Origin of the sequence: Nitrosomonas sp. H1_AOB3 (assembly GCF_015709435.1) — a bacterium.
Lineage (GTDB): Bacteria > Pseudomonadota > Gammaproteobacteria > Burkholderiales > Nitrosomonadaceae > Nitrosomonas > Nitrosomonas europaea.
This window is the reverse complement of the sequence record NZ_CP054389.1, coordinates 75752-97772: the sequence shown is the minus strand read 5'-3', so window position 1 is coordinate 97772 and position 22021 is coordinate 75752. Positions and strand designations below refer to the sequence as shown.

Annotated in this window: 23 protein-coding genes and 1 pseudogene; 10 read left to right on the top strand and 14 right to left on the bottom strand. The window is 54.5% G+C overall.

From position 1 onward, the window contains the following. Positions 1–124: 124 nt before the first annotated feature. Both HRU73_RS00455 and HRU73_RS00450 read right to left on the bottom strand, forming a co-directional pair. The gene (locus tag HRU73_RS00455; protein WP_287399013.1) at positions 125–550 is read right to left on the bottom strand and encodes a DUF2231 domain-containing protein; all 426 of its coding nucleotides are present in this window, start codon (positions 548–550) and stop codon (positions 125–127) included. Between the two features lie 22 nt (positions 551–572). Continuing rightward, a complete protein-coding gene (locus HRU73_RS00450; protein ID WP_011112652.1) occupies positions 573–911 on the bottom strand; it encodes a hypothetical protein in 339 nt (112 codons plus the stop codon). A 108-nt stretch (positions 912–1019) separates the two neighbouring features. Between HRU73_RS00450 and HRU73_RS00445 the strand changes: the two genes are divergently transcribed. Both HRU73_RS00445 and HRU73_RS00440 read left to right on the top strand, forming a co-directional pair. Then, positions 1020–1676 (top strand): helix-turn-helix transcriptional regulator, encoded by a 657-nt coding sequence (locus tag HRU73_RS00445; RefSeq protein ID WP_011112653.1) that lies wholly within the window; start codon positions 1020–1022, stop codon positions 1674–1676. A gap of 103 nt (positions 1677–1779) precedes the next feature. Then, positions 1780–2961, top strand: coding sequence for a porin (locus HRU73_RS00440; RefSeq protein WP_287399012.1), 1182 nt, complete (start codon positions 1780–1782; stop codon positions 2959–2961). A 45-nt stretch (positions 2962–3006) separates the two neighbouring features. On the opposite strand, the gene lpdA is transcribed toward HRU73_RS00440, so the two are convergent. From lpdA to HRU73_RS00405, 7 genes are all read right to left on the bottom strand, one after another. Then, positions 3007–4779: a dihydrolipoyl dehydrogenase gene (lpdA, locus tag HRU73_RS00435; protein WP_287399011.1), complete on the bottom strand. Its 1773-nt coding sequence runs from the start codon at positions 4777–4779 to the stop codon at positions 3007–3009. 4 nt (positions 4780–4783) lie between these two features. Further along, positions 4784–6052 (bottom strand): glutamate-5-semialdehyde dehydrogenase, encoded by a 1269-nt coding sequence (locus HRU73_RS00430; RefSeq protein ID WP_287399010.1) that lies wholly within the window; start codon positions 6050–6052, stop codon positions 4784–4786. Between the two features lie 65 nt (positions 6053–6117). Next, positions 6118–6780: a tetratricopeptide repeat protein gene (locus tag HRU73_RS00425; RefSeq protein WP_287399009.1), complete on the bottom strand. Its 663-nt coding sequence runs from the start codon at positions 6778–6780 to the stop codon at positions 6118–6120. Between the two features lie 32 nt (positions 6781–6812). After that, positions 6813–8063, bottom strand: a complete 1251-nt coding sequence (locus HRU73_RS00420; protein ID WP_287399008.1) for a glycosyltransferase — start codon at positions 8061–8063, stop codon at positions 6813–6815. After that, the gene (locus tag HRU73_RS00415) at positions 8057–8929 is read right to left on the bottom strand and encodes a hydrolase 1, exosortase A system-associated (protein ID WP_287399007.1); all 873 of its coding nucleotides are present in this window, start codon (positions 8927–8929) and stop codon (positions 8057–8059) included. The genes HRU73_RS00420 and HRU73_RS00415 overlap by 7 nt, the downstream gene beginning before the upstream one ends. Beyond that, positions 8926–9768 (bottom strand): hydrolase 2, exosortase A system-associated, encoded by an 843-nt coding sequence (locus HRU73_RS00410; protein ID WP_287399006.1) that lies wholly within the window; start codon positions 9766–9768, stop codon positions 8926–8928. Before HRU73_RS00410 ends, HRU73_RS00415 begins: the two co-directional genes overlap by 4 nt. 6 nt (positions 9769–9774) lie before the next feature. Then, the gene (locus HRU73_RS00405; protein WP_011112661.1) at positions 9775–10026 is read right to left on the bottom strand and encodes an acyl carrier protein; all 252 of its coding nucleotides are present in this window, start codon (positions 10024–10026) and stop codon (positions 9775–9777) included. A 209-nt stretch (positions 10027–10235) separates the two neighbouring features. Here HRU73_RS00405 and lpxK point away from each other — a divergent pair. Next, positions 10236–11219: pseudogene (gene lpxK, locus HRU73_RS00400) on the top strand (tetraacyldisaccharide 4'-kinase); the annotation flags it as partial. A 24-nt stretch (positions 11220–11243) separates the two neighbouring features. Further along, a complete protein-coding gene (locus HRU73_RS00395) occupies positions 11244–11426 on the top strand; it encodes a Trm112 family protein (RefSeq protein WP_287400088.1) in 183 nt (60 codons plus the stop codon). Positions 11427–11552: 126 nt separating this feature from the next. Here the strand turns inward: HRU73_RS00395 and HRU73_RS00390 are convergent, their stop codons facing one another. Then, on the bottom strand, positions 11553–14027 hold the full coding sequence (locus tag HRU73_RS00390; protein ID WP_287399005.1) for a TonB-dependent siderophore receptor: 2475 nt from the start codon (positions 14025–14027) through the stop codon (positions 11553–11555). A gap of 423 nt (positions 14028–14450) precedes the next feature. Here HRU73_RS00390 and HRU73_RS00385 point away from each other — a divergent pair, with 423 nt between their 5' ends. Further along, positions 14451–14645, top strand: coding sequence for a DUF3363 domain-containing protein (locus HRU73_RS00385; RefSeq protein WP_502709300.1), 195 nt, complete (start codon positions 14451–14453; stop codon positions 14643–14645). A 32-nt stretch (positions 14646–14677) separates the two neighbouring features. Here the strand turns inward: HRU73_RS00385 and HRU73_RS00380 are convergent, their stop codons facing one another. Then, positions 14678–15703 carry a LysR family transcriptional regulator gene (locus HRU73_RS00380; RefSeq protein WP_276818324.1) on the bottom strand — a complete coding sequence of 342 codons (1026 nt, stop codon included), beginning with the start codon at positions 15701–15703 and terminating at the stop codon, positions 14678–14680. 128 nt (positions 15704–15831) lie between these two features. Here HRU73_RS00380 and HRU73_RS00375 point away from each other — a divergent pair, with 128 nt between their 5' ends. The 5 genes from HRU73_RS00375 to HRU73_RS00355 all read left to right on the top strand — a co-directional run bounded on the left by HRU73_RS00375 (position 15832) and on the right by HRU73_RS00355 (position 20015). Continuing rightward, entirely contained in the window at positions 15832–16749 is a 918-nt protein-coding gene (locus tag HRU73_RS00375; RefSeq protein ID WP_287399004.1) for an alpha/beta hydrolase, read from the top strand. A 68-nt stretch (positions 16750–16817) separates the two neighbouring features. Beyond that, positions 16818–17747, top strand: a complete 930-nt coding sequence (locus HRU73_RS00370; protein WP_287399003.1) for an alpha/beta hydrolase — start codon at positions 16818–16820, stop codon at positions 17745–17747. After that, the gene (locus HRU73_RS00365) at positions 17747–18385 is read left to right on the top strand and encodes an SDR family oxidoreductase (RefSeq protein WP_287399002.1); all 639 of its coding nucleotides are present in this window, start codon (positions 17747–17749) and stop codon (positions 18383–18385) included. Before HRU73_RS00370 ends, HRU73_RS00365 begins: the two co-directional genes overlap by 1 nt. Before the next feature lie 9 nt (positions 18386–18394). Further along, the gene (locus HRU73_RS00360; RefSeq protein WP_276818328.1) at positions 18395–19042 is read left to right on the top strand and encodes a flavodoxin family protein; all 648 of its coding nucleotides are present in this window, start codon (positions 18395–18397) and stop codon (positions 19040–19042) included. Between the two features lie 112 nt (positions 19043–19154). After that, positions 19155–20015, top strand: a complete 861-nt coding sequence (locus tag HRU73_RS00355) for a LysR family transcriptional regulator (protein WP_287399001.1) — start codon at positions 19155–19157, stop codon at positions 20013–20015. 55 nt (positions 20016–20070) lie between these two features. Here HRU73_RS00355 and HRU73_RS00350 read toward each other — a convergent pair whose 3' ends face one another. From HRU73_RS00350 to HRU73_RS00345, 3 genes are all read right to left on the bottom strand, one after another. Next, entirely contained in the window at positions 20071–20571 is a 501-nt protein-coding gene (locus HRU73_RS00350) for a DNA-binding protein (RefSeq protein ID WP_287399000.1), read from the bottom strand. Positions 20572–20667: 96 nt separating this feature from the next. Beyond that, on the bottom strand, positions 20668–20817 hold the full coding sequence (locus tag HRU73_RS13510) for a hypothetical protein (protein WP_502709299.1): 150 nt from the start codon (positions 20815–20817) through the stop codon (positions 20668–20670). Next, the gene (locus HRU73_RS00345) at positions 20790–21872 is read right to left on the bottom strand and encodes a tyrosine-type recombinase/integrase (RefSeq protein ID WP_502709298.1); all 1083 of its coding nucleotides are present in this window, start codon (positions 21870–21872) and stop codon (positions 20790–20792) included. The genes HRU73_RS13510 and HRU73_RS00345 overlap by 28 nt, the downstream gene beginning before the upstream one ends. Between the last annotated feature and the right edge of the window lie 149 nt (positions 21873–22021).

Sequence of the window (22021 nt, the reverse complement as noted above, 5' to 3'; positions counted from 1 at the left end):
AAACATACTACAAAAACCCGAAGAACGGGTTCAGCACCTTCCCTCAGCCGTTCATTTGGCACATCAGTGCCAATACAAAATTATTATTACCTGACTCATTATGATTACGGCCCAATTTCCCCTGTCAGGATTGATTGGAACGGGTACCCACACCGTATTCATAAACAAGCTTGCCTCCCAGCCAGCCGCCGATACAGAGAACGATCAATCCTGCAACAGACATGGCAATGGCAACCATGCCCGGCTGGCCCAAACGGGTTCCTTCCAGCCTCAGAAACAGACTGACTGCATAAAATGACCAGCTGGCCATCATCAGCATCATGTGCTGATTGGCAACCTTCATGGCCAGACTCTGCTGATCAATTTTTCCAAGCTCCATCAGACCCGCCACCATGGCAAGCAATGCGGTGATCGTACCGATAACGAGCAGCACCCCAACCACCCGACTGACTTGCTCGTCCATGAACAAGCTGGCAATATCTCCCAGCGTTGCAAGAAACAAGGTCGCAACAGGAAAATGAACCAGCATCGGATGAATGGGGTGTCTCATATCAATCTCTCCTTTTCGGAACTTACAACAATACGCTCAACAGCGTGAGAAAGCCCGCAACTGCCACACCAGCATGAATGAAGACGACGCCCTTAGGCGCTATCGCTGATTTTGCATGGAGTGAAGCAAGATAAAATCCCCCCAATGCAGCCACGACCAGCAGAGCCAGTGCAGCAGTCAGACGATTGTTTTCCGGTCCTTCCATTATCACCAATATCAGTGTTACCAACCCTGCTGCACCCAGCAGAGCATGTACGATGGAAACTGGCCATGGAGCCAGCTTACCAGCAAGCACCTTGGAAGCCAGGAATACCCCCCCTAATGCAGCAATTGCAAAAATCAGAATTGAAATATTCAACATCTCAGTCTCCTCCTCTTTTTTTACCGAGAGGATTCCACTATACTGCAAGTTAAAATACTTTCGCAATATAAATATGTCAAAACTTGGAATAACGGTTCATCATAAGTCATGAAATCTGCCTTGTCGTTGCTGGGAGAACGCCAGCAATCCCTGCTCACCGCCCTGCTGCATCATCGTAAAGGGCTAACGGTAGAAGAATTATCCAGTCTACTGACTATTTCCCGTAATGCCGTCAACCAGCATCTTACTCATCTGGGCAGCAGCGGTTTCATTCAGAGTGCCTTACAGGAAAGCACTGGCGGCAGGCCGGGCCGGGTATACACGCTGACACCCAATGGCCTGGAGCTATTCCAGCGGCGATACTCATTTCTGGCAAAGCTGCTGCTTTCCTGGATAGACAAAAATATGGGTGAACATGAGCTTGATGTTTGTTTGACCGAGCTTGGCAAAGAAATGGCAAGCGGGCTGGAACATCGCCTTACGCAGCATACCTCCCGCAGCGACAAACTTCAGGAAGCCATTACCATCATGAGCGAGCTTGGTTACGATACCGAAATATATCGGATATCAGAAAATCAGGCAGAAATCGTTGCAAATAATTGTGTTTTTCAGGAACTCGCCCAGCAGCATCAGGAATTTTGCAAGCTCGACATCAGTTTCCTGAAGCATCTGCTGAAAGCCGATATCGAACATACGGAATGTATCGTCAGAAATGGAAAATATTGCCGCTTCAGAATAACCAGCCCTGACGAATCCGGATCCTGATCCTATCTGCGACAAATGGCAGCATTTTTATCCAAACATCGTAAATCTGAATAAAAAGTTCATGTCTTCCTGATCGATAGAACAACCAGCAGGAGATCACTCTATGCATCCATCTCGATACAACAGAACCGGCACCTCACTATTCCTGATATTCAGCTTGCTCGCTGCCACTTCAGCTTCTGCCGAAGAAACCGGGTTAATCAACACGCTGACCGGCTACAACATCAATGAAATCACGCCTGCCCCATCAATCAAACTGAAATTTAGAGGATGGGTGGAAGCCGGCTTTACCGGCAATCCTGGGGATCCACATAATCGTTCGAACTTCCCGGTGGCATTCAATGATGGTGCCAACCAGTTCAATCTCCACCAGGTTTATGCCTATATCGAAAAAGAAATAGATCCCGGCAGAAATTCGTGGGATATCGGCATGCGCGCCGACCTTTTGTACGGTACAGATGCAAAATTTGTCAAAACTTCCAGTTTCGACTCAACCATTCTGGGAGATAACCCGAAACATCAACTGGTATTTCCTCAACTGTATGTCAACCTGTATGCACCGATCGGGAATGGTGTGAGCATGTCGATCGGTCATTTTTATACGATTATCGGGTATGAGTCTCCGATGTCACCCAACAATTTCTTTTTCTCACACGCCTACACCATGCGGTACGCTGAACCTTTTACACACATGGGTATCATGCTTTCCTATCCGGTCAATGACAATCTCACCATCAAGAGCGGAGTTGTTACCCGATGGGATGCCTTTTCCAGGCACTCTCCTGACTATCTGGGAGGGCTGAATTACATCACCGATGACAGAAAAACCATGCTTTCCGCATCACTGATCACGGGCGATGTAAAAACTGGCCCTCTGAACCATGACCATAATCGTACGATGTACAGCATCGAGCTGGAACGAAGTATCACTGATAAACTGCATTACGTGGTACAACATGACTTCGGAATTGAAGCGGGAACACCGAATTCTTCCTCCGCTACATGGTATGGAATCAATCAGTACCTTCTGTACGATATTTCAAACCAGCTTGGGGCAGGATTGCGTTTTGAATGGTTCCACGACCAGAACGGAACCCGTGTAATGGGTGATGGCAACGATGAGGATTTCATCGGTGTTACAGCAGGATTAAACTACAAACCCATCGCCGGAATCACGTTACGTTCTGAAGTTCGCTACGATATGGCCATTCACCATGACGTGTTCAAGGACGGTACAGACAATGACCAAATACTGCTTTCGGGCAGTGCCATCCTGCATTTCTAATTTTCCAAATGTACTCTGCCTGACTGGGCACTTACTGCTTCACACTCACTTCTTCGGAACGTACAAATCCGTGATCGTACCTTCCGCCAGCTCTGCAGCAAAAAGAACGGTCTCAGACAAAGTAGGATGAGGATGGATGGTCAGTCCGATGTCCTGCATATCAGCCCCCATTTCCAAAGCCAACACGGTTTCTGCAATCAGCTCTCCCGCATGCGGCCCAACCATGCCAGCTCCTAAAATTCTTTTACTGACCTTATCAAAGAGTAGTTTGGTCATGCCTTCGTCGCGCGTCATGGTAATGGCACGACCACTGGCAGCCCAGGGAAATACTGCTTTCTCATAAGCGATACCCTGCTTTTCGGCTTCGGTTTCTGTCAGCCCCATCCAGGCAACTTCAGGATCGGTATAGGCAACCGAGGGAATGGTACGTGCATCGAATGTAACCTTGTGCCCAGCAATGACTTCCGCCGCAATCTTACCTTCATGGGATGCTTTATGCGCCAGCATGGGATCTCCGGCAATATCACCAATTGCAAAAATATGCGGAACACTGGTCCGCATTTGCTTATCCACTGGAATGAATCCACGTTCATCCACATTGATACCGGCAGCTCCGGCATCGATCAGTTTTCCGTTTGGCCGACGCCCGACTGCAACCAGCACCCGATCATATCGTTGTGGCTCAGGCGCCTGTTCACCCTCGAAAAATACCTGCAAACCTTCCTTATCCGCTTCAACCCGGCTGACACTGGTATTGAGGTAAATTGCTTCGCATTCCGTTTTCAATTTTTTGTAAAGCGGCTTGATCAGATCAGTATCGGCTCCCGGAATGAGTTGCGCCATCCGTTCCACAATGCTGATTCTGGTACCCAGCGCATGATAGACCGTAGCCATCTCCAGCCCGATGATCCCCCCTCCCAGAATAAGCATGCGTTCAGGAATCTCTGCTAATGCCAGCGCTCCGGTTGAATCGATGATGCGTTCATCGGCTGGGAGCCCCGGGATATGCGCTGCACTGGATCCGGCCGCAATGACACAATGGTCGAACGAAATCGTTTTGATTCCATCTGATGTTTCAACTTCAATCAGATGCGGATTGACGAACTTTCCAGTACCATGGATGACAGTTACCTTGCGCTGTCTGGCAAGCATCGACAAACCCTTGGTCAGCTTGCCCACCACCGATTCTTTCCATGAGCGCAGTTTGCCAACATCGATTTCAGGTTGTCCGAAACGAATACCGTACAGACTCGCTTCTTTTGCTTCCGTAAGTGTTTTTGCGGCGTGCAACAGCGCCTTGGAAGGAATACAGCCCACATTCAGGCAAACACCACCCAACACGGGATAACGCTCGATCAATACAACCTGCTTACCCAGATCAGCGGCACGGAATGCCGCGGTATAGCCACCCGGACCAGCGCCCAGCACGACGACTTCAACGTGAATTTCTCCACGAGCAGTTACCGGGACTGATGCAACTCTCTCGACAGATGCTTCTGTATCTGGAGCAGCTGGCTGGTTGTCAGTCCTGCCTGTATCACCGGATGGTGTGGTTGAAGCTGCTTGAGCACCCACTTCCCTGACTTCCAGTGTAATGATAAGTGAACCTTGTGAAATTCTGTCACCTGCTTTGACGTGTATCTCCCGCACGATACCCGCTTGCGGAGCTGGCACTTCCATCGATGCCTTATCGGTTTCAAGCACCAGCAAGGGGGTTTCCTGCTCGACTTCATCACCCGGGCTCACCAGGATTTCTACTACCGGAACCTCCTGGAAATCCCCAATATCGGGCAAAGTTACTTTTGTAAATTGCGTCATCGTTTTATTCTCTGATATGGCCGTCACCCAGCACAATGAATTTCTGGCTGGTCAACCCCTCCAGCCCCACCGGACCGCGTGCATGCAACTTGTCTGTAGAAATACCGATTTCCGCTCCCAGACCATATTCAAACCCATCAGCAAAGCGGGTCGAAGTATTCACCATGACTGAGCTGGAATCGACTTCACGCAGAAACTGGCGGGCACGTGAATAATCTTCAGTCACGATGGCATCAGTGTGCTGTGATCCATAGGTGGCAATATGGATGATGGCCTGATCGATATCTGCCACGATACGAACACTCAGTACTGGTGCAAGATATTCAGCGTACCAGTCTTCTTCCACCGCCGGCTTCATCCCGGCAACGAGTGCACGAGCAGCTTCATCCCCCCGCAATTCCACTCCCTTTTCCAGAAGAATTTTGCAGACGCGCGGCAGAAACCGTTCAGCAATTCCGGCATGGACCAGTAATGTTTCCATGGTATTACACGTACCGTAACGCTGAGTTTTAGCGTTATCGGCCACACGCACGGCTTTTTCCAGATCAGCCGATAAATCGACATAAACATGGCATACACCATCCAGATGCTTGATGACCGGCACACGCGCCTCGTTTGCAATCCGCTCGATCAATCCCTTACCACCGCGCGGGACGATCATATCCACATACTCATTCATGGTAACCAGTTCGCCCACTGCAGCACGATCTGTCGTCTCTATGACCTGTACCGCATGTTCAGGCAATCCAGCTGATCTGAGTCCTTCTTGCACACAAGCAGCAATAGCCTGGTTACTTTGTATGGCTTCAGATCCTCCTCGTAAAATCGCAGCGTTACCTGCTTTGAGACACAAACCGGCAGCATCTGCTGTTACATTCGGGCGTGCTTCATAAATAATACCGATCACACCTAGTGGCACCCGCATTCTGCCCACCTGGATGCCAGATGGCCGATAATCCAGATCTGTCACTGCACCAATCGGATCAGGCAATGCAGCAATCTGCTCCAGGCCGGCAGCCATGCTTGCAATTCCCTTTGAAGTCAATGTCAGGCGATCGATCATGGCAGGTTCGAGATCTTTTTTTCTGGCCTGCGCCACATCTGCAGCATTAGCCGCCAGCAACGATGCCTCATGACAACGGATAGCCCGGGCCATCGCAATGAGTGCATGATTTTTAACGGCAGTATCCGCTTTTGCAACTATTCGCGCTGCCGAACGCGCTGCACGCCCGAGAGCTTGCATATCTGCATGTATCTTTTCATTCTTTTCCATAATGGAACATCAGTAGTCAATGATAAAAGGTAATTTGACAACGCAGATAAGCCAGTCAGCCAGAGTTACTTACCAGACTTTCCGGGAGCCGATCCACGCCACTTACCAACCTGGATCAATTTGTTTCTGAGACCCGGCAGTGGATAATTAAGTGCATAAGCCTTTTCGGCATAATGACCGGCTTTTTCGTAGTTTTTCTGTTTGAAATACAACAACCCGAGGTTATAAAGGATCATGGCATTATCAGGTTCCAGATCAGCCGCTACTTCCAGCTGCTCGAGCGCTTCCTTGTTTCTGCCGCGATGCGACAAAAACGCACTGTAAATCGACCGCACCTGCGCATCCTTCGCATTCATACGGATCGCCCGGTCGAAATAGCATTCGACCGGCCATTTCAAATCGCGGATATGAGTAGATTTTTCCCTGATTGAATACTTGACAAGAGCTGCCAAAGCCCGGTGATGATTGGGCCAGGCACGAAGAGTATAGTCTAGATCTCCTGCAGGAGTCACACTTCTACTTCCTCTGATCAGATTTTCTACATCGGAGGTAAAATGAGCACCTTCTACTATATCCAATTCTTTTGGAAGATTAAATCGATTCAGGTAATCGAATGGACCAAACTGGTTTCCTCGCCGCAGTTCTCCGCAGTAACTCTTGTTCTTAGCTGCTACTGACAGCGGTGTAAAAAAGAACGCCATAACAATTAAAATTGCCAGAATCCTCATAGGTCCCGCTCTCTCCAAAACTCAATGTTATTTTACTTACCAGTTTCTATGATAGCGTCCAATAACTTGGCCAATTCTCCGGCCCCGGCTTCCCTGGAGTTAGATTTTATTTTATCCACTGACGCAACCGGTGCTCTACCCTTCCTCAGTAACGCAAGAAACCGACCCAACTCTTCCATGATTGCTTCCTTCGAATCCAGTGGAACAATTGTATCAACCCCCACGCTGCGAAGCTTTTCTGCTGTATCGCCAGCCGGATCTGTCAACGCCAGAATGGGTCGTTGCGCGCGCAGGTATTCGTACAGTTTAGCGGGAATCTGATTGTTACAGTTTGCCGCCTGCAAAATCAGCAGTCCATCAACAGCCACCATTTCTGCAAGCGCTTCATTGTAGGAAACAGGAGGTGCAAGAGAAACAATCGCTCCAATCTCAAAACGGTCGATCAGCGACTGCAGATAATCCTCGTGATACGAAGCGCGCAAAATAATATGCAAACTGTCAGCATTGATGACATTCCGTTTCAGCAATGCGGACAAAGCATCAAACAGGGAAGTGGGGTCACGCTCTGATGGATAAATAATGCCACTATGCAGCAAGGTGATTCGGCCGGTTCCAGCAGCCTGATTTACCGGGCGAATAATCGAAGTAAAACTGAATTCATCATATCCGTTTTCTATCAGATGGAATCGCGATGCCGGGACATGCGGAAACCGGGTCTGATAGTCCCTCAGTGTGCCCGGGGTCGTGAAAACTGCACTGGAGCAATAGGTGATCGTTTTACTTTCCACGTATTCATAGGCACGATAAGTCAGTGGATGCGGCGGATAATCCGGTTGCACCATGGGATCCCTGAAATCAGCCACCCATGGAATACCCGTCAAACGCTGCAAGGTCAGCCCGATCAAATGTGCCGTTGCAATAGGATAAGTCGACCAGATCACATCCGGTTTATACTTTTTGATCAGATACCATCCCGCGGGCACTGCGCCCAGCCACCAGCTCACCCAGCGATCCGGTAAGGCCAGCACTCGCGGATATCGCCCCATCACCTTCAGATGCCTCGCTGTATCCAGCGCAAACGCCCGATGAATACGCACTTGTTGCGGAATATCCGCCAGCTGGCCAGAATCGATCTGCTGGTAGGCGCGCGGTGAAGGCGCCAGAATAATCGGCTCCCAGCCATGATCAGGCAAATATCGGGCAAAACGCAATGTCCGCTGCATTCCGCTGCTACCGTGCAAAGGCGGGAAATGGTAAGCGATCATCAATACACGTTTTACCATGACAACACTCGATTTGCGGTCAGTTCTGTCACCTGATCACGCCATTCACGCGTGGAAAATGTATGGTTGGCGCTTTCCATGTGGCAAAGTTCTGTCTGCTTTGTTCTCAGAGTAGCTTGCCAATCTGCCGATGAATCGACCAGATCCAGAAATTCACGCGCCGTCAGATCATTTCCGCTGGTAATGATCAGTATTTTTCCCTGGAAACGCTTCAGGCCATCCAGCATACGCTCCGGCAAAGGAACAGTCAGGTCGCATGCTGAACCAGCGCTTCTTTCTGAGACAGCCGGACTTTTCCCGCCCCGCAAGCTGTTCCTGCCAAATTCATATAAAGACCGGATAGAAGCCAGTGGATTGAATTTTCCACCCAGCAGTTTTTTCCAGAATTCCGGATCGAACAAACGTTCCAGGTAATAGTGTTTCAGGTACGCTTTGGCAATCCCTTGTTCTGTTCGCACCCAGGGATTCAGCAACACCAGCCCGCTCACTCGCGAATCCTGGTGGGCATGGAACAGTGCCGCTGACGCTGCGTCACATAATCCCCAGACCACGATATCTTCCAGAAAAGGACATTCACTGAAAAAAAAGTCGGCAGCACTGCGCAAATCCTCCCCGACATGTTCAAACGTTCGTATCTCACCGTCACTGTCCCCCATTCCCCGGAAATCGAACCGCATGACAGCAATACCGCGCTCCGCCAGATAGCGCGCCAGCAAAACAAACTGTCGGTGACTGCCAACGCGATACTGCGGCCCGCCAACGACAATCAGCACACCTCGTGTAACCGGTTGCTGCGGTAGATGTAAAATCCCGTAAAGCCAGTCGTGATGGCAACAAAAACGTACCGCTTGTTCCTGAACATTCATGGCTGGATTCCGGCAAATAGCTTAGCAGTGGCTGCCAGCAGTGCCGGGCATTCGCTGATTTCCTGAGTAGCCCAGAACGGCAACCCGGGTATGAGTGTTACTTCCGGATAAACACCAGACTGGTTCCATGCCTCCACGACCGCAGCACCAGCAGGAGGAAGCCCGCGACCCGCTTCGGGCGTGATCTCAAACCAGTATATTTCACTGTTCCCGACGACCAGTTGACTCAGTTTCAATTCATCGATCGCAGCCGCCATTGCGGGAGAAAGCGTATACCCTGCTATTTCAAGCGATTTACCTGCTCTGAGCTCTTCACGAAGATGAACATTCTGAGCTTTATCCGAATCATCCGACAGGAGCTTATTCACCAGCCGCAAGCGTAAAAATTGAGTCATAAATGATTTACCGTTGACGACAGGCTGCCAGAGTACAAATTTTGCCGGATCAGTCCTCGTTTTTTCACTTGCTGCATAATCCAGTGCCAGCAGGGCTCCCAGCCGTAATCCCCAAAAATGAACCGATGTAAATCCCTGCTGTATCAACCACTGGTAAGCAGATTCAACATCGTTTTTCCAGATCTCCCAGGTAGCCTCCCCGAAATCTCCTGCGCTGTCCCCGCAACCATACAAGTCTATCTGCAGTACACCAAACCCCCTCGCTGCGAACGCTTTGGCCTGCAGAGCAGCCATACGTCGGGACTTATTCATTTCTTCCGCAAACGGATGAAGATAGATAAATACCTGGTTTAATGGCGTATCCCCGGCGGGGGAGTGATAGAGGCAGAAACGTTTTCCCGGCGAAGCATCCAGAAAGAAAGGTTCAGCCGGTGGATTTTCCATGCAGTCTCAGTGCGACAGTTTATGTTCGACAAAAAGCGCCAGGCTTCCGAGTGTTTCAAAAGTTTGTGCACTGATTTCATCGTCATCCACCGAGAAATCGAAGTATTCCTCGAGCGCGGTAATCACATTGACCACCGCCATCGAATCCAGCTCCGGAATATTTCCGAGTAAAACGGAACTGGCTGTCAGCGTGTGTTTTCTCTCTCCGAGATTCAACACATCACCCAAAATGTTTCTGACTGCTTCAAGATGCTGCATAATCACTCCACAAAAGATCACTGCTTGATGTTGACGGCATTTTAAGACAGTTTTTTAAAACGTGCCGCATTGATCACTCCCGCAAACAGGTTGAGGAAACACCCGTATATCATGCACAAACTGCTTATTTCCGATATTAAGCCATTGGTTCTGCTGATGTTGCATCTGCCGATATACCTACTTCACGGGTTGACTGCCCCGGCAGCCTCATGAACTGGTATGAACTGTACTGGCAACGTATCACCCCACTGCATCTTTTTTTGTGGCCGGTCAGCCAATTGCTTATCCTGTTTCAGTCTATCCGGCGTTTTCTTTACCGGCGCGCGATACTGACTTCGATTCACCTGCCCGTACCGATCATCATCATCGACAGTATAACCACTGACAGTCCCGTCAAAACATCACTCATCATTCAGATTGCCAATATCCTGAAAGCAGCAGGGCTGCGGCCCGGGATCATCAGCCGAGGCTATCCCGACAACCATCGTCCGCCGACAAGGGTGACGATCAGTAGTCATCCCCATCTCACTGGTGATAAATCACTGTTGCTCACCTACCATTTACGTGAAACCTGCCCGGTATGGATCGGTTATGATCGGATAGAAACAGCAAAGGCTTTACTAAATGCTCACAAGGAATGCAATGTGCTGATCTGTGATGATGGCTTGCAGGATCTTCGTCTGCAGCGTGATTTCGAAGCTGTCATCGTCGATACCAGTGTCATCAATTCAGGAAATGGCCTGATCATGCCTGCCGGGCCGCTACGAGACAGTTTTGCACGTTTGAAACACACTGACGCCGTCATACTGGCCGGCCATCAAAGGCGGATACCGGATATCACGGATGAAATCAGAACGATTCACACCCGTCCACAGAAAGAATATTTTTTCAATCTGTCACGGCCCGAGCTGACAGCCGATGCAGCGGGACTGGCAGGCAAACGCATTCATGCCATTGTCTGCGATCCGGATACACAAAACTTTCTGGACAACCTCGAATTCCTGAAACTGACCGTCACTCCTCGTGTATTTCCGGAAAATCACCATTTTATTGCAACGGACTTCCAGTCTGATGAAGCCGAAATCATCCTGATACCGGAAGAAGATGCAGTAAAATGTCTAAGTCTGCACGATGATCGCATCTGGGTTTTACAACAGGAATATCGTGCCGATCCCGGGTTACGCGAAATCATACTTAAGAAGTTGAGAGAAAAATTCATGGATCCAAAACTCCTGGACATTCTGGTCTGCCCATTATGCAAAGGCCCGCTTATTTACAAAAAAGACCGGCTGGAACTGATCTGCAAGGCGGATCGGCTGGCGTATTCCATTCGGGATGGCATCCCCGTCATGCTGGAGGATGAAGCCAGAAAACTGCCTGACGAAGAAGAGATCAAATAGCGCCACGCTCTTTCATACCCTTTTCCATTCAGAATCATTCACACGGCGGGTATCCGCCGTGTCTGTCTCTCAACCTGAATTTTCCATCTGCCCGCAAGGTAAGGCCGGTTTCTGTTACCTGCAATCTCAATATTCGAGGCGCAAGGAACCCAGAATGGTCAGCGGAGCACCGGGATAGACACCCAGCCGGGGCGCGACATTACTATCAGGATCGGTCGATTCGTAGTAGCGTTTGTCCAGAATATTCCGTGCGTTGATCTGCGCGGTCAGGCGGGTCGGGCCGAGCTTCATCCGGTAGGCGGCAAATGCATCCAGGCGGGCATAGCCTGGCAATTTGAACGTATTCTGAATATCCCCCTCCCGCTTGCCGACGGCAAATACACCTACTCCGAAACTCAAGCCATCGAGTGGAACGAATTGTTTCACATCATATCGCAGCCAGATACTGCCGGAATGGTCAGGAACCAACGGCATGAGATTCCCTTGCAAACCCGAATTATCCCGAACGACTTTCGCATCGGTATAGGCATAACTCCCTATCAAACTCAATTCCTGAGTAATCTGTCCGGAAATATCCAGCTCGATACCTTTGCTGCGCTGCCTGCCGACAGCAATACGATCGAGCGGATCCGGTGTACTCAGATCGGGTGTCAGGAGGTTATCTTTAGTCAGGTTATAAAAAGTTAGGGTCGCAATCAGTTTCTCCTGAAACAGCGCACCTTTGATGCCCACTTCAAACTGTTCCCCTGTCTGTGGTTTGAAACTGGCGCCGGTTGCTGATATTCCATTATTAGCACCGAAAGAGGTAGTCCAGTTGCCAAACAGACTGATCTGCGGCAGCAACTGATATAGTATGCCGACACGGGGGCTGAAATCGCTATCTTTGCGCAGCGGGATATTTTTCTCAGACTCGGAAAACGAATTCAGACTTCTTCCACGACCTGTGGATGCCCAGTCATATCGTCCACCTGCCAAAATATGCAATTTATCCCACAGAGTAATATGATCCTGAAAATACACACCGAACCATTCATTCCGGAAAGTACTGAAATTCTTGTTCTGCAGTAATATTTGCTGAATGATCGCCGGATTAGTCTCCGTACTGATGGGGTTGAAAATATCCACGGTCAAGGCAGGATAAGAGTTGTTATATTCCCCACTGATAGAGTAATTATTATCAGAACGCAAATAATCAAACCCTATCAGTACTTCATGATGAGTCTGAGCCAGCTCGAATTTACCATTCAAATCTAGATTAGTCGTATAGCTTTTAGTATCAAAAAATTGATAGAAGAAATTTCTATCCAGGAAACGATCGTTACGTAGTGCACTACCAAATGCCGGTGTCGGATTGACGAATGTCGACTTATCATCGCCGTGGGTCATCAGGAAGCGATTGCGGATCAGCCAGTCAGCATTGAACCGGTGCACAAATTCGGTACCGACATGTATTTTATGGCGTTTGTCAACCGGATCATTACGATCGCCAAAAGTGCGGCTGATCGGAATCGGTGCCGAACGATTGCCAATGACAGGAATACCGTAATCTATTTGCCCTTCCTGATGAAGCCCCTCTGCTTCAATGGTCAGCTCGGTCATGTTGGTGGGGCGCCAAGTCACACTACCGCTTGCCATGATCCGATCCTTGAAAATATCATCGCGAAACGATTTACTATCGAGATAGGAACCATTGAAGCGGTAAAACAACATATTATTCTCAGTGACAGGACCGGTAGCATCCCACTGAGTACGGTAGAAGCCGTACGCGCCAAACTGCTGCTCCAGCGCATAGTAAGGTGTTGCGAGTGGCTTCTTGGTCGTGATATTGAGCAACCCGCCTGGCTCACTACGTCCAAACAGGATCGAGGCAGGCCCCTTGAACACTTCGACTGATTGCAAGTTGGCCGTATCGAAAGAAGTTGTAAAAGTAGAATTAGCAATCAGGCCATTTCGATACGTTACGTTATTGCTAAAACCGCGCATAATGAAATTGGTATCGTACCCGAGAGTTGGATTTGGATGAACGCCACTAATATTCTCCAATATATCCTTGAGCATGACCGATTTCTGATCGTCAATTACAGCCCTCGGTACAGTCTGAATCGATACCGGCGTTTCCATGATCCGCGTATCGGTTTTGGTTGCTGAAAAAGAACTGGGGCGGCTGTAACTTCTGTTGTCTGGCGAATTAGGATCGATCATGCCGGTTATTTTCATTTCCGGCAAAGTCACTGCCTCTGTATTACTGTTCGTGTGCCCTGCGGGGGCAGCTTCCAGTGTGTAGCGTCCCGGCGCATTCTCGATCACGATGAGTCCGCTGCCTTTGAGCAGTTGCCCGATCGCCTGCAGGGGAGTAAAGCGTCCATTCAGTGCGGGTGCCTGTTTGCCTGCAACCAGACTGGCATCAACACCGATGAGCAAACCTGCCTGAGTGGCAAGCTGCGTGATCGCCTGTTCGAGGGGCTGTGCGGCAAGATCGATTGCAATCGTCTGCTGAGTGACGGCAGACTGCGCAACGGCACTGGCCGATACGAACAGACCCGTGGCCAGCACCGATCCCAACAAAAAACCGTGACGTAACGAAACCGTTTTTATAATCATAAAAACTCCCTGTGTCCTGTCGATAAAAAATGTGCTTCTGTTATCCATGACACACGAGTCAGAAAATCGGGTAGTTTTGACTGCAGAATTGTCAATGCGCTGCTCCGGTCACGGACTGCACATTGATGAAAAACAGGGTGATGACGAGGTTTAAAGTTGCATGATTCGCAAAAATGCTGCATTTGCGAACCTGAAAAGGCGAAATGATCCAGCAAGCTTTGAAAGTGTCTTTTGTCAAATGTTTTCTTTCTGCCGTTGATCGGCCTGAAATCCGGCAAAGACGTGAAGTCGGGACAAGATACCAACGTGCGTAGCTACGTGCTCGACGTGCCTCAAGAACCAAATGGGAGCCTGCCCATCAACAGACTGTTTTCGGTGGTAGGCACTGGGACGAAACCTGCGTTTCGGCGACTCGGGTAGCGCGTGGCTGGTATCTATCGACGCTCGGTCATGCTGGCCAGCGGGCGCTACGCGATGCTCGACGACGGCAAGGGGTTCAGCCTGGTGCCTTGGAAGCCGGTGATCGAGCAGCGGCTGGGGCAACAGCTTGCCGCGACAGTGCGTGGCGCTGGAGTTTCATGGGAGGTTGGAAGGCAGCGCAGCATCTCAATGGGCTGATAACGCCACGGACCGACATCGCAGCGGACATGTCAACGGTCGGGTTGCTTCGAGCCACGTCGACGAGCCATACCGCGAACCATGTTGTGCCCTTCGCGTGGCCTCACTTTGGCAGGCGAAGAACGGGGGCGAGACTCCAGCACCAACTGCTCCCGCTTTTCAATCAGAAAATCTATCAGCGCCCGAATCTTTGCGGGCATCTGTGCCCGTGATGGCACGTAGAGGTAGAACCCCGGAAACGGATGGCACCAAGGGGCGAGCACCCGCATTAAAGTGCCATCGGCCAGATGCTGACGCACACACAGGTCGATGTGCTGTACCAATCCCACACCCTGCAAGGCCGCACGCAGCATGCTCTTGTCGTCGTTGAACACCGCGCTGCCTTGTGGCTCGAACACCACGGTGCGGCCCTCGGCATCAGGCGAGGAGAACGACCAGCAGTCGATCGTGCCGCTGGAGGTAAAGCGGTAGGCCAGGCAGTTGTGCTTCGTTACGTCGGCGGGTGTCTCGGGGACTCCGTATCGCTCGAAGTAAGCAGGCGAGCCGACGATGGCCATTTCCAGCGGCGGCGTGATGGGCACGGCAACCATGTGCTCATTCAGGCTCTCGCCAAGGCGAATGCCGGCATCCATCCCATCGGCCACGATGTTGGAGAAGCCATCGTCCATGACCAGTTCCAGCCGCACATCTGGATAGCGCGCCAGGAATTCACCCATGTGCGGCTCGATCAGCAGCCGGGCGGCAATGCGTGAGGAATTCATGCGGATCAGGCCCGAGGGCTCACCATGCGCTTCGCCCAGCTCCGAGACCGCCCGTTCCACCGCCGTCAGCGCGGGTTGCAGGACATCCAGCAGGCGTTGTCCTTCTTCCGTCAGCGACATGTCCCGTGTCGTGCGGTTGAGCAGCCGCATGTCCAGACGTTGCTCCAGCCCCTTGAGGTGCTGGGACAGGGCCGCACGCGTGACGCCCAATTCCGTCGCCGCCTTGGTGAAGCTGCGGTGGCGGGCGATGTGGGCGAACCACGTCAGGGAGAAGACGAGAGAGGGGTCGATAGCCATTTGTTTAGTTTAACTTACCAGTCATGTCTTTAAAAGGGTGTATATCAGGATCAATCCGAGGTCTAGCATTAAGTCCTGCCAGCGTCATCTAGCTGTGCCAGCCCTCTCATTCACGACCGGAGAACCTCATGCCCAACGTCACGTTCAAGAACCTCAATGGCCAAGGCATCACCCTGGCCGCCGTCATCAACTTTCCCTCCGGCTTCGACGAATCCAAGAAGTACCCGGCCGTCGTCGTCTCGCATCCCGGCGGTGGCGTGAAGGAGCAGACCGCTGGCCTGTATACCAGGAAGCTGGCCGAGCACGGCCTGATCACCATCGCCTTCGACCGCTCGTATCAAGGCGAGAGCACGGGCGAGCCGCGCCAGTTGGAGAATCCCTACATCAGCACCGAAGACGTGAGCGCCGTGATTGACTACCTGACCACGCTACCCTACGTGGATCAGGACAGGATCGGTGCCATGGGCATCTGCGCAGGCGCCGGCTACAGCGCCAATGCCGCCATCAATGACCGCCGCATCAAGGCGCTTGGGATGGTGAGCGCGGTGAACATCGGCCAGATGTTCCGCAACGGCTGGGATGGCTCCGTGAAGGACGCGGATGCACTGCCCTATCTGGAGGCGGGTTCCACGGCGCGCACCGCCGACGCCAGCAGCAACGACATGGCCACCATACCGCTGGCCCCGCTGAAGGAAGAAGACGCGCCCAACGCCGAACTGCGCGGCGCCTGGGAGTATTACCACACGCCGCGCTGCGAGCACCCAAACGCCCCCGGCTACACGCTGGCACGCAACCTCACGCAGATCATCACCTACGACGCCTACAACAAGGCCGAAGCCTTCCTGACTCAGCCGATCCTGGCCGTCGCAGGCAGCAATGCGGGCAGCAAGTGGATGAGCGACGACCTGATCGCCCGCGCCGCCAGCAAGGACAAGGTCCTGCATGTCGTCGATGGCGCTGACCACATGGATCTATACGACGTGCTCAAGCACGTGGACGAGGCTGTCTCGAAGCTGGTGCCTTTCTTCCAGATCAAGCTGAGGTAATCCGCTGAACCCAAGCACGGCACGGCGGGGCCAATCGCGTCCCTACGTGCAGAACAAGGAGTTTCAACATGAGCACCATCCAAACCGTTACCTACCAGAACCTGGGCTGGAAAACTGCGGCCGACATCTACCTGCCGCCCGGCTTTGACGAAGGCAAGAAGTATCCCGCTATCGTCAGCACACACCCAATCGGCAGTTGCAAAGAGCAGACTGCCGGCAACATCTATGCCAAGGGTTTGGCCGAAGCCGGCTTCGTCGTGCTGGTGCATGACGCGAGCTTTCAGGGCGCCAGCGGCGGTACACCGCGCTTCATCGAAGACCCGGCCATCCGCGTCTCGGACATCCGCTTCGCCGTGGACTACCTGCAATCGCTGCCCTATGTGGATGCCGAGCGCATCGGTGCCATCGGCGTGTGCGGTGGCGGTGCCTACACCGTGCATGCGGGCATCACCGACCATCGCCTGAAGGCGCTAGTGTCCATCACTGGTGTGAACTACGGCCGCTTGATTCGCGAAGGTTTCGCCCAGTTCCAGCCGCGTCAACTGGCTCAACACATCGCCCAGATGCGCACCGAACAGGCTCAGGGTGGCGAGCGCGAAGTCGCCAACCTGCTGCCGGCCTCCGTCGCACAGGCTCAGGAGGCCGGCCTCACCGACATCGACGTGCTCGAAGCCACCGAGTACTACAAGACCGCGCGCGGCCAGCAGCCGAATGGTGCCACCAGCCAGCTGATGTCCTTCAGCGGTGCGGCCATGGGCTGGGACGCCTTCCTGCATGCCGAGGTTCTGCTGACACAGCCGTTGATGGTCGTCATCGGTGACAAGCCGGGCGGCTTCGGTGCCTTCCGCGACGGCTGGGAAATCTACAGCCGTGCCGCCTCGACGGACAAACACATCGTCGTGGCCGAAGGCTGGTCACACTATGACCTGTATGACAAGCCCGAGCCGGTCGCCATCGCCATGGCCAAGGTAGTGCCGTTCTTCAAGGAGGCACTGTGATGCGCAACGTCCTCATCCTCGGCGCCACCGGCCAGATCGCACAATGGGTAATCCCCGCGCTGGCTAGTCGCCCGGATACCGCACTGACGCTGTTGCTGCGAGACGCCAAGAAACTGACCGGCCAGGAACCCGCCAATGCGCAAGTCGTGATCGGCAGCGTGCTGGACAAGAAGCTGCTCAAGGACGCCATGGCGGGCCAGGAGATCGTCTATGCCAACCTCACGGGCGAAGACTTGGACAAGCAGGCCCAGGCCGTCATCGCCGCCATGCAGGCAGCGGGCGTCAGGCGACTGGTCTTCGTGCTTTCGTTGGGCATCTACGACGAGGTGCCCGGCAAGTTCGGCGAGTGGAACAACGCCACCATCGGCGAAGACCTCAAGCCCTTCCGGCGCGCGGCCGACCTGATCGAAGCCTCTGGCCTCGACTACACCATTCTGCGCCCGGCCTGGCTGACGGACGAGGACGAGGTGGACTACAAGTTGACCGCCAAGGGTAGGCCCTTCAAGGGCACCGTGGTGTCGCGCAAGAGCGTGGCAGATCTGATCGCCAAGGTCATCGAATCGCCGGAACTGCATGTGGGCGAGAACCTGGGCATGAACAAGCCGGGCAGCGACGGCGACAAGCCGTATTTCATGTAAAGCGGAGGCATGATGTTCAAGTGGCTTGCCGTCCTGTTCGGCGCGCTGTTAGCGGTGGCGGTACTCGTGCTGCTAGCGGTCACCTGGATCGAAAGCCGCCAGTCGCGCCAACTGGCGGGCAAACAGCCCTATGCGCCGCCGGCGACGGCATCCCGTGCAGCGGTCGTGTATTTCTCGCGCTCGGGTAACACCGCGCTGGCCGCGCGCCATGTGGCTCGGCGGCTCGATGCTCAACTGTTTGCACTGGAAGCACCCGACTATCAGCTCGGCGTGGGCGGCTTGGCGCATGCGCTCAAGGATGCCAATGCGCTCAAGGAAAAGCTCGAGGCGCTGCCCGACATTCGCCCGCGCACCATCGACTTGACGCCGTTCGAGACTGTCTGGCTCGGCTCGCCCGTGTGGCTCTACAGTCCGGCGCCGCCGATCTGGGCCTTTGTCGAGCACAACCGCTTCGACGGCCAGCATGTGGTGCTGTTCAACACGTTCAACAGCCGTTTCGGGGACGAACACATCGCGGCCATCCGGGCCAAGGTGATGGCACGAGGCGCCAAGTCGTTCGAGCACCGCCATGTCCTGCGCGGGCGTATGACCCAGCAACTCACGCCCGAGCAGATGCTCCAGGCCATTGACGCCGAGTGGTTTGGCTCAACCCCATAAGGTGGCGCATAAGTCCAGAGAAAAATCAACTTGGCCCGTTGCTTGGTGAGCAATCCGATCTACTTGTCATACATGGCATTGCCTTCATGTTTGATTTGGCAGGAGAGTCTCGATGGATCTACGACACTTGCGCTGCTTTCTTGCTGTAGCCGAAGAACTCAGCTTCGTTCGTGCGGCCGAGCGGCTGCACATCGAGCAGTCGCCGCTGTCGCGCGCCATCAAGGAACTGGAGGAAGACCTCGGCACGCGCCTGTTCATTCGCACCACGCGCAACACCCGCCTGTCGCGCGCCGGGCAGATGTTCCTGGAGCACGTTCCCCGCATCTTCACCGCCTTGCAGCAGGCCCGCAAGAGCGTCAAGGCCGTTGCGGCCGGCTATGACGGCCAATTGCGCGTGGCGCTGTCCGATGGCATCACACCGCCGCGCCTCAGCGCGTTGCTGATGCAGTGCCGCGAGGATGACCCCGAGGTCGATATTCATCTGGTCGAAGTGCCGCTATCGCAGCAGATCAAGGGGCTGCACGATGACTTGTATGACGTGGGTTTTGCCCAGCCGGATGAAGTGAGCGATGGCCTGCTGGCCGGGCTGTCGCCCCGACCGCGCCAGCATTCATGCGGTCTGGCGCCGTTGGACGGCACGGTGCCGCGATCCGGCGCGTGCCGCGCCAACCCCATGTGCAGACCGGCTTTGCGCGCACCGGGGTGCCGCGCCCTTTTATCTCGCCTTCCGCGTCGCCCACCCTCGGCGGCACGCGCTTTGGGCCTTTGTCGTCTGCGTGCAAGCTACTCGCTGGACATGGGAAACAGCCAGCCGCGCGCATGGCATGGTGCTTGTGCTTTTCCACTCCAGCCGCCTTGTTTTGCGCACGGCCACGTGCGTAAAACAAGGTGGAACCTGTGCCGTTCGGATGCGCGTCGGAATGCAGGCCGGATGCAGTGGCGAGTGCACTTGCATTGCACGCACTCGCCATGACGATGGCGCGGATTGGCGCACCCGCATGACTCGCAGGAAGACCATGCCCGCACCGCTACCGCTTCGCCTTCGGTGCCGCCAGCCGCACCAGCAGTTCGGCATTCTGCGTGTCGGCCTGGGCGAGCTCGCCAGCCAGTTCCGCCGCGCGTTCGCGCGCTTGGGTGGCATCAAGCTGGGCCGCGTCCCGTTCCTGGCGCAACGCCCCGGCTTGGTTGGCCCTGGCAGCCTGCCCGGCCAGTTCGCCGCGTTCGGCGTCCCAGCTTGCCTGCGCGCTGCGCAGCGATTCGTTCGCCAGGGCCGGCGCCTGGTTCCATAGCGAGGCTAGCGCCGCCGTGGACGCCTGCTGGAGGGCTTCGGGCAGCACGGTGGCGGGCGCTGCCTGGGCGGTCTGCGCGCGCCGCCATTCGCGCATGACCACGCTGGTGGCGTTCATGTCGGCGCGGGCGGCACGGCGCACCTGATCGACGGTCGGCAAGGCGCTGCGCCCGCCTTGCTCGTAGAGTTCAGCGGCGGCGGCCAGGATGCGGTCGCGGATATCGGCGGGGATGGCGTTCATGACGGCGATCTCCTTCGGGAAGAATAAGAAGAAGCGTCTTCTTATGATGTCGGGCTGAAAGAAACGGCCCGGCCGTGGGCGGGGCCGTTGCGTGGGTCATGCCGGAGCAAGCCCGGTGCCCTGTTGGGTAGCGACCACGTTCTTGCGCCGGTTCGCCACCAGTTCGGCGACCTGGCGCACCGGGTCGTCCTCGGTGTGGACGTAGCGCATGAACATGGTCACCGTCTTGTGCGCGGTGAGCACCATGCCGACCTTGACCGGGATGCCCCCGAGTTGGCAATGTCGGTAGCCGAGCGGTGGCGGATGCTGTGGGTGCCCATGTGCGGGATGCAGGCGGCCTTGAGGATGGCTTTCCAGTGGCTGGAGTAGGCGCCGACCGACAGCGGCGGCGTCCGGTCGCGCAGGCCGGGCAGCACGTAGGGCGAGCCGTCCACCTTCGGCGCGGTCGAGAGCAAGCGGTGCGCCTCCTGGCTCATGGGCTTGGACATGTCGCCGGTCTTGCTGTCGGGCCAGACCACTCGGCGGTGCTCCAGATCGACCCAGGCCCACTCCAGGGTGAGGATTTCCGACATGCGCGCGGCGAACTCGAATTGCAGCCGGATGCCCAGCGGGATGACGTAAGGCTCCACGCCGTCGGCTTCGATCTGGTCGAGGGCGGCGAACAGCCGGCCCATTTCCTCGTCGGTGATCAGGCGGGTCGAACCCTTCTCGGGATATCGCTGGATGTGGCGGCACGGGTTGGTGCCGTCCGGGCGGTAGCCCCAGACCTCGGCCATGTTGAACATCTTGCGCAGGCAGGTGAAGGTGCTGTTGGCTGCGTGCGGGATGTGCGCCATCTTCTTCATCAGCGCGGCCACGTCGGGGCGCTTGACGTCCTGCACCTTCATGCGGCCCAACACGGGCAGGATGTGGCGGTTGATGACGCCCTGGTAGCCGTACTGGGTATTGGGCTTGTTGCGCACCTTCGAGTAATCGGTCATGAAGCGCGCGGCCAGTTCCTTGACCGTAGGGGCCTGCCGCGCCTGGGCCTTGGCGGCGCTCGGGTCGCCACCCCGGCGAATCTCGGCCAGCCAGTCCTGCGCCAGGCTGCGCGCCTGCTCGACGGTCAACTCCCCGAGCAGGCCCAGCGCAGGCTTGCGGCGTTCGCCCGCATTGGTGCGGTACTGGAGCATGAACACCTTGCGCCCGGTCGGTGTAATCTTGCAGAGGAAACCGGGCACCTGGGTATCCCGCAACTCGACGGCCTGCGCCTGAGGTTGCGCGGCGTCCACGACGGACTTGGTGAGCTTGAGCTTGGCCATGACGACTCCTTGGAAACCGCCCGGTTTCCAAGTGCCAAGCAAGAGCCCAGCGAGCGGAAAGCGGTGCCAGTCAAAGTAAGCACCGGCTCCATGCTGAACTCGCTCATCCCTGCTGAAAACTCGCTGTGGCGGGCTTCAGCGCAGAACGG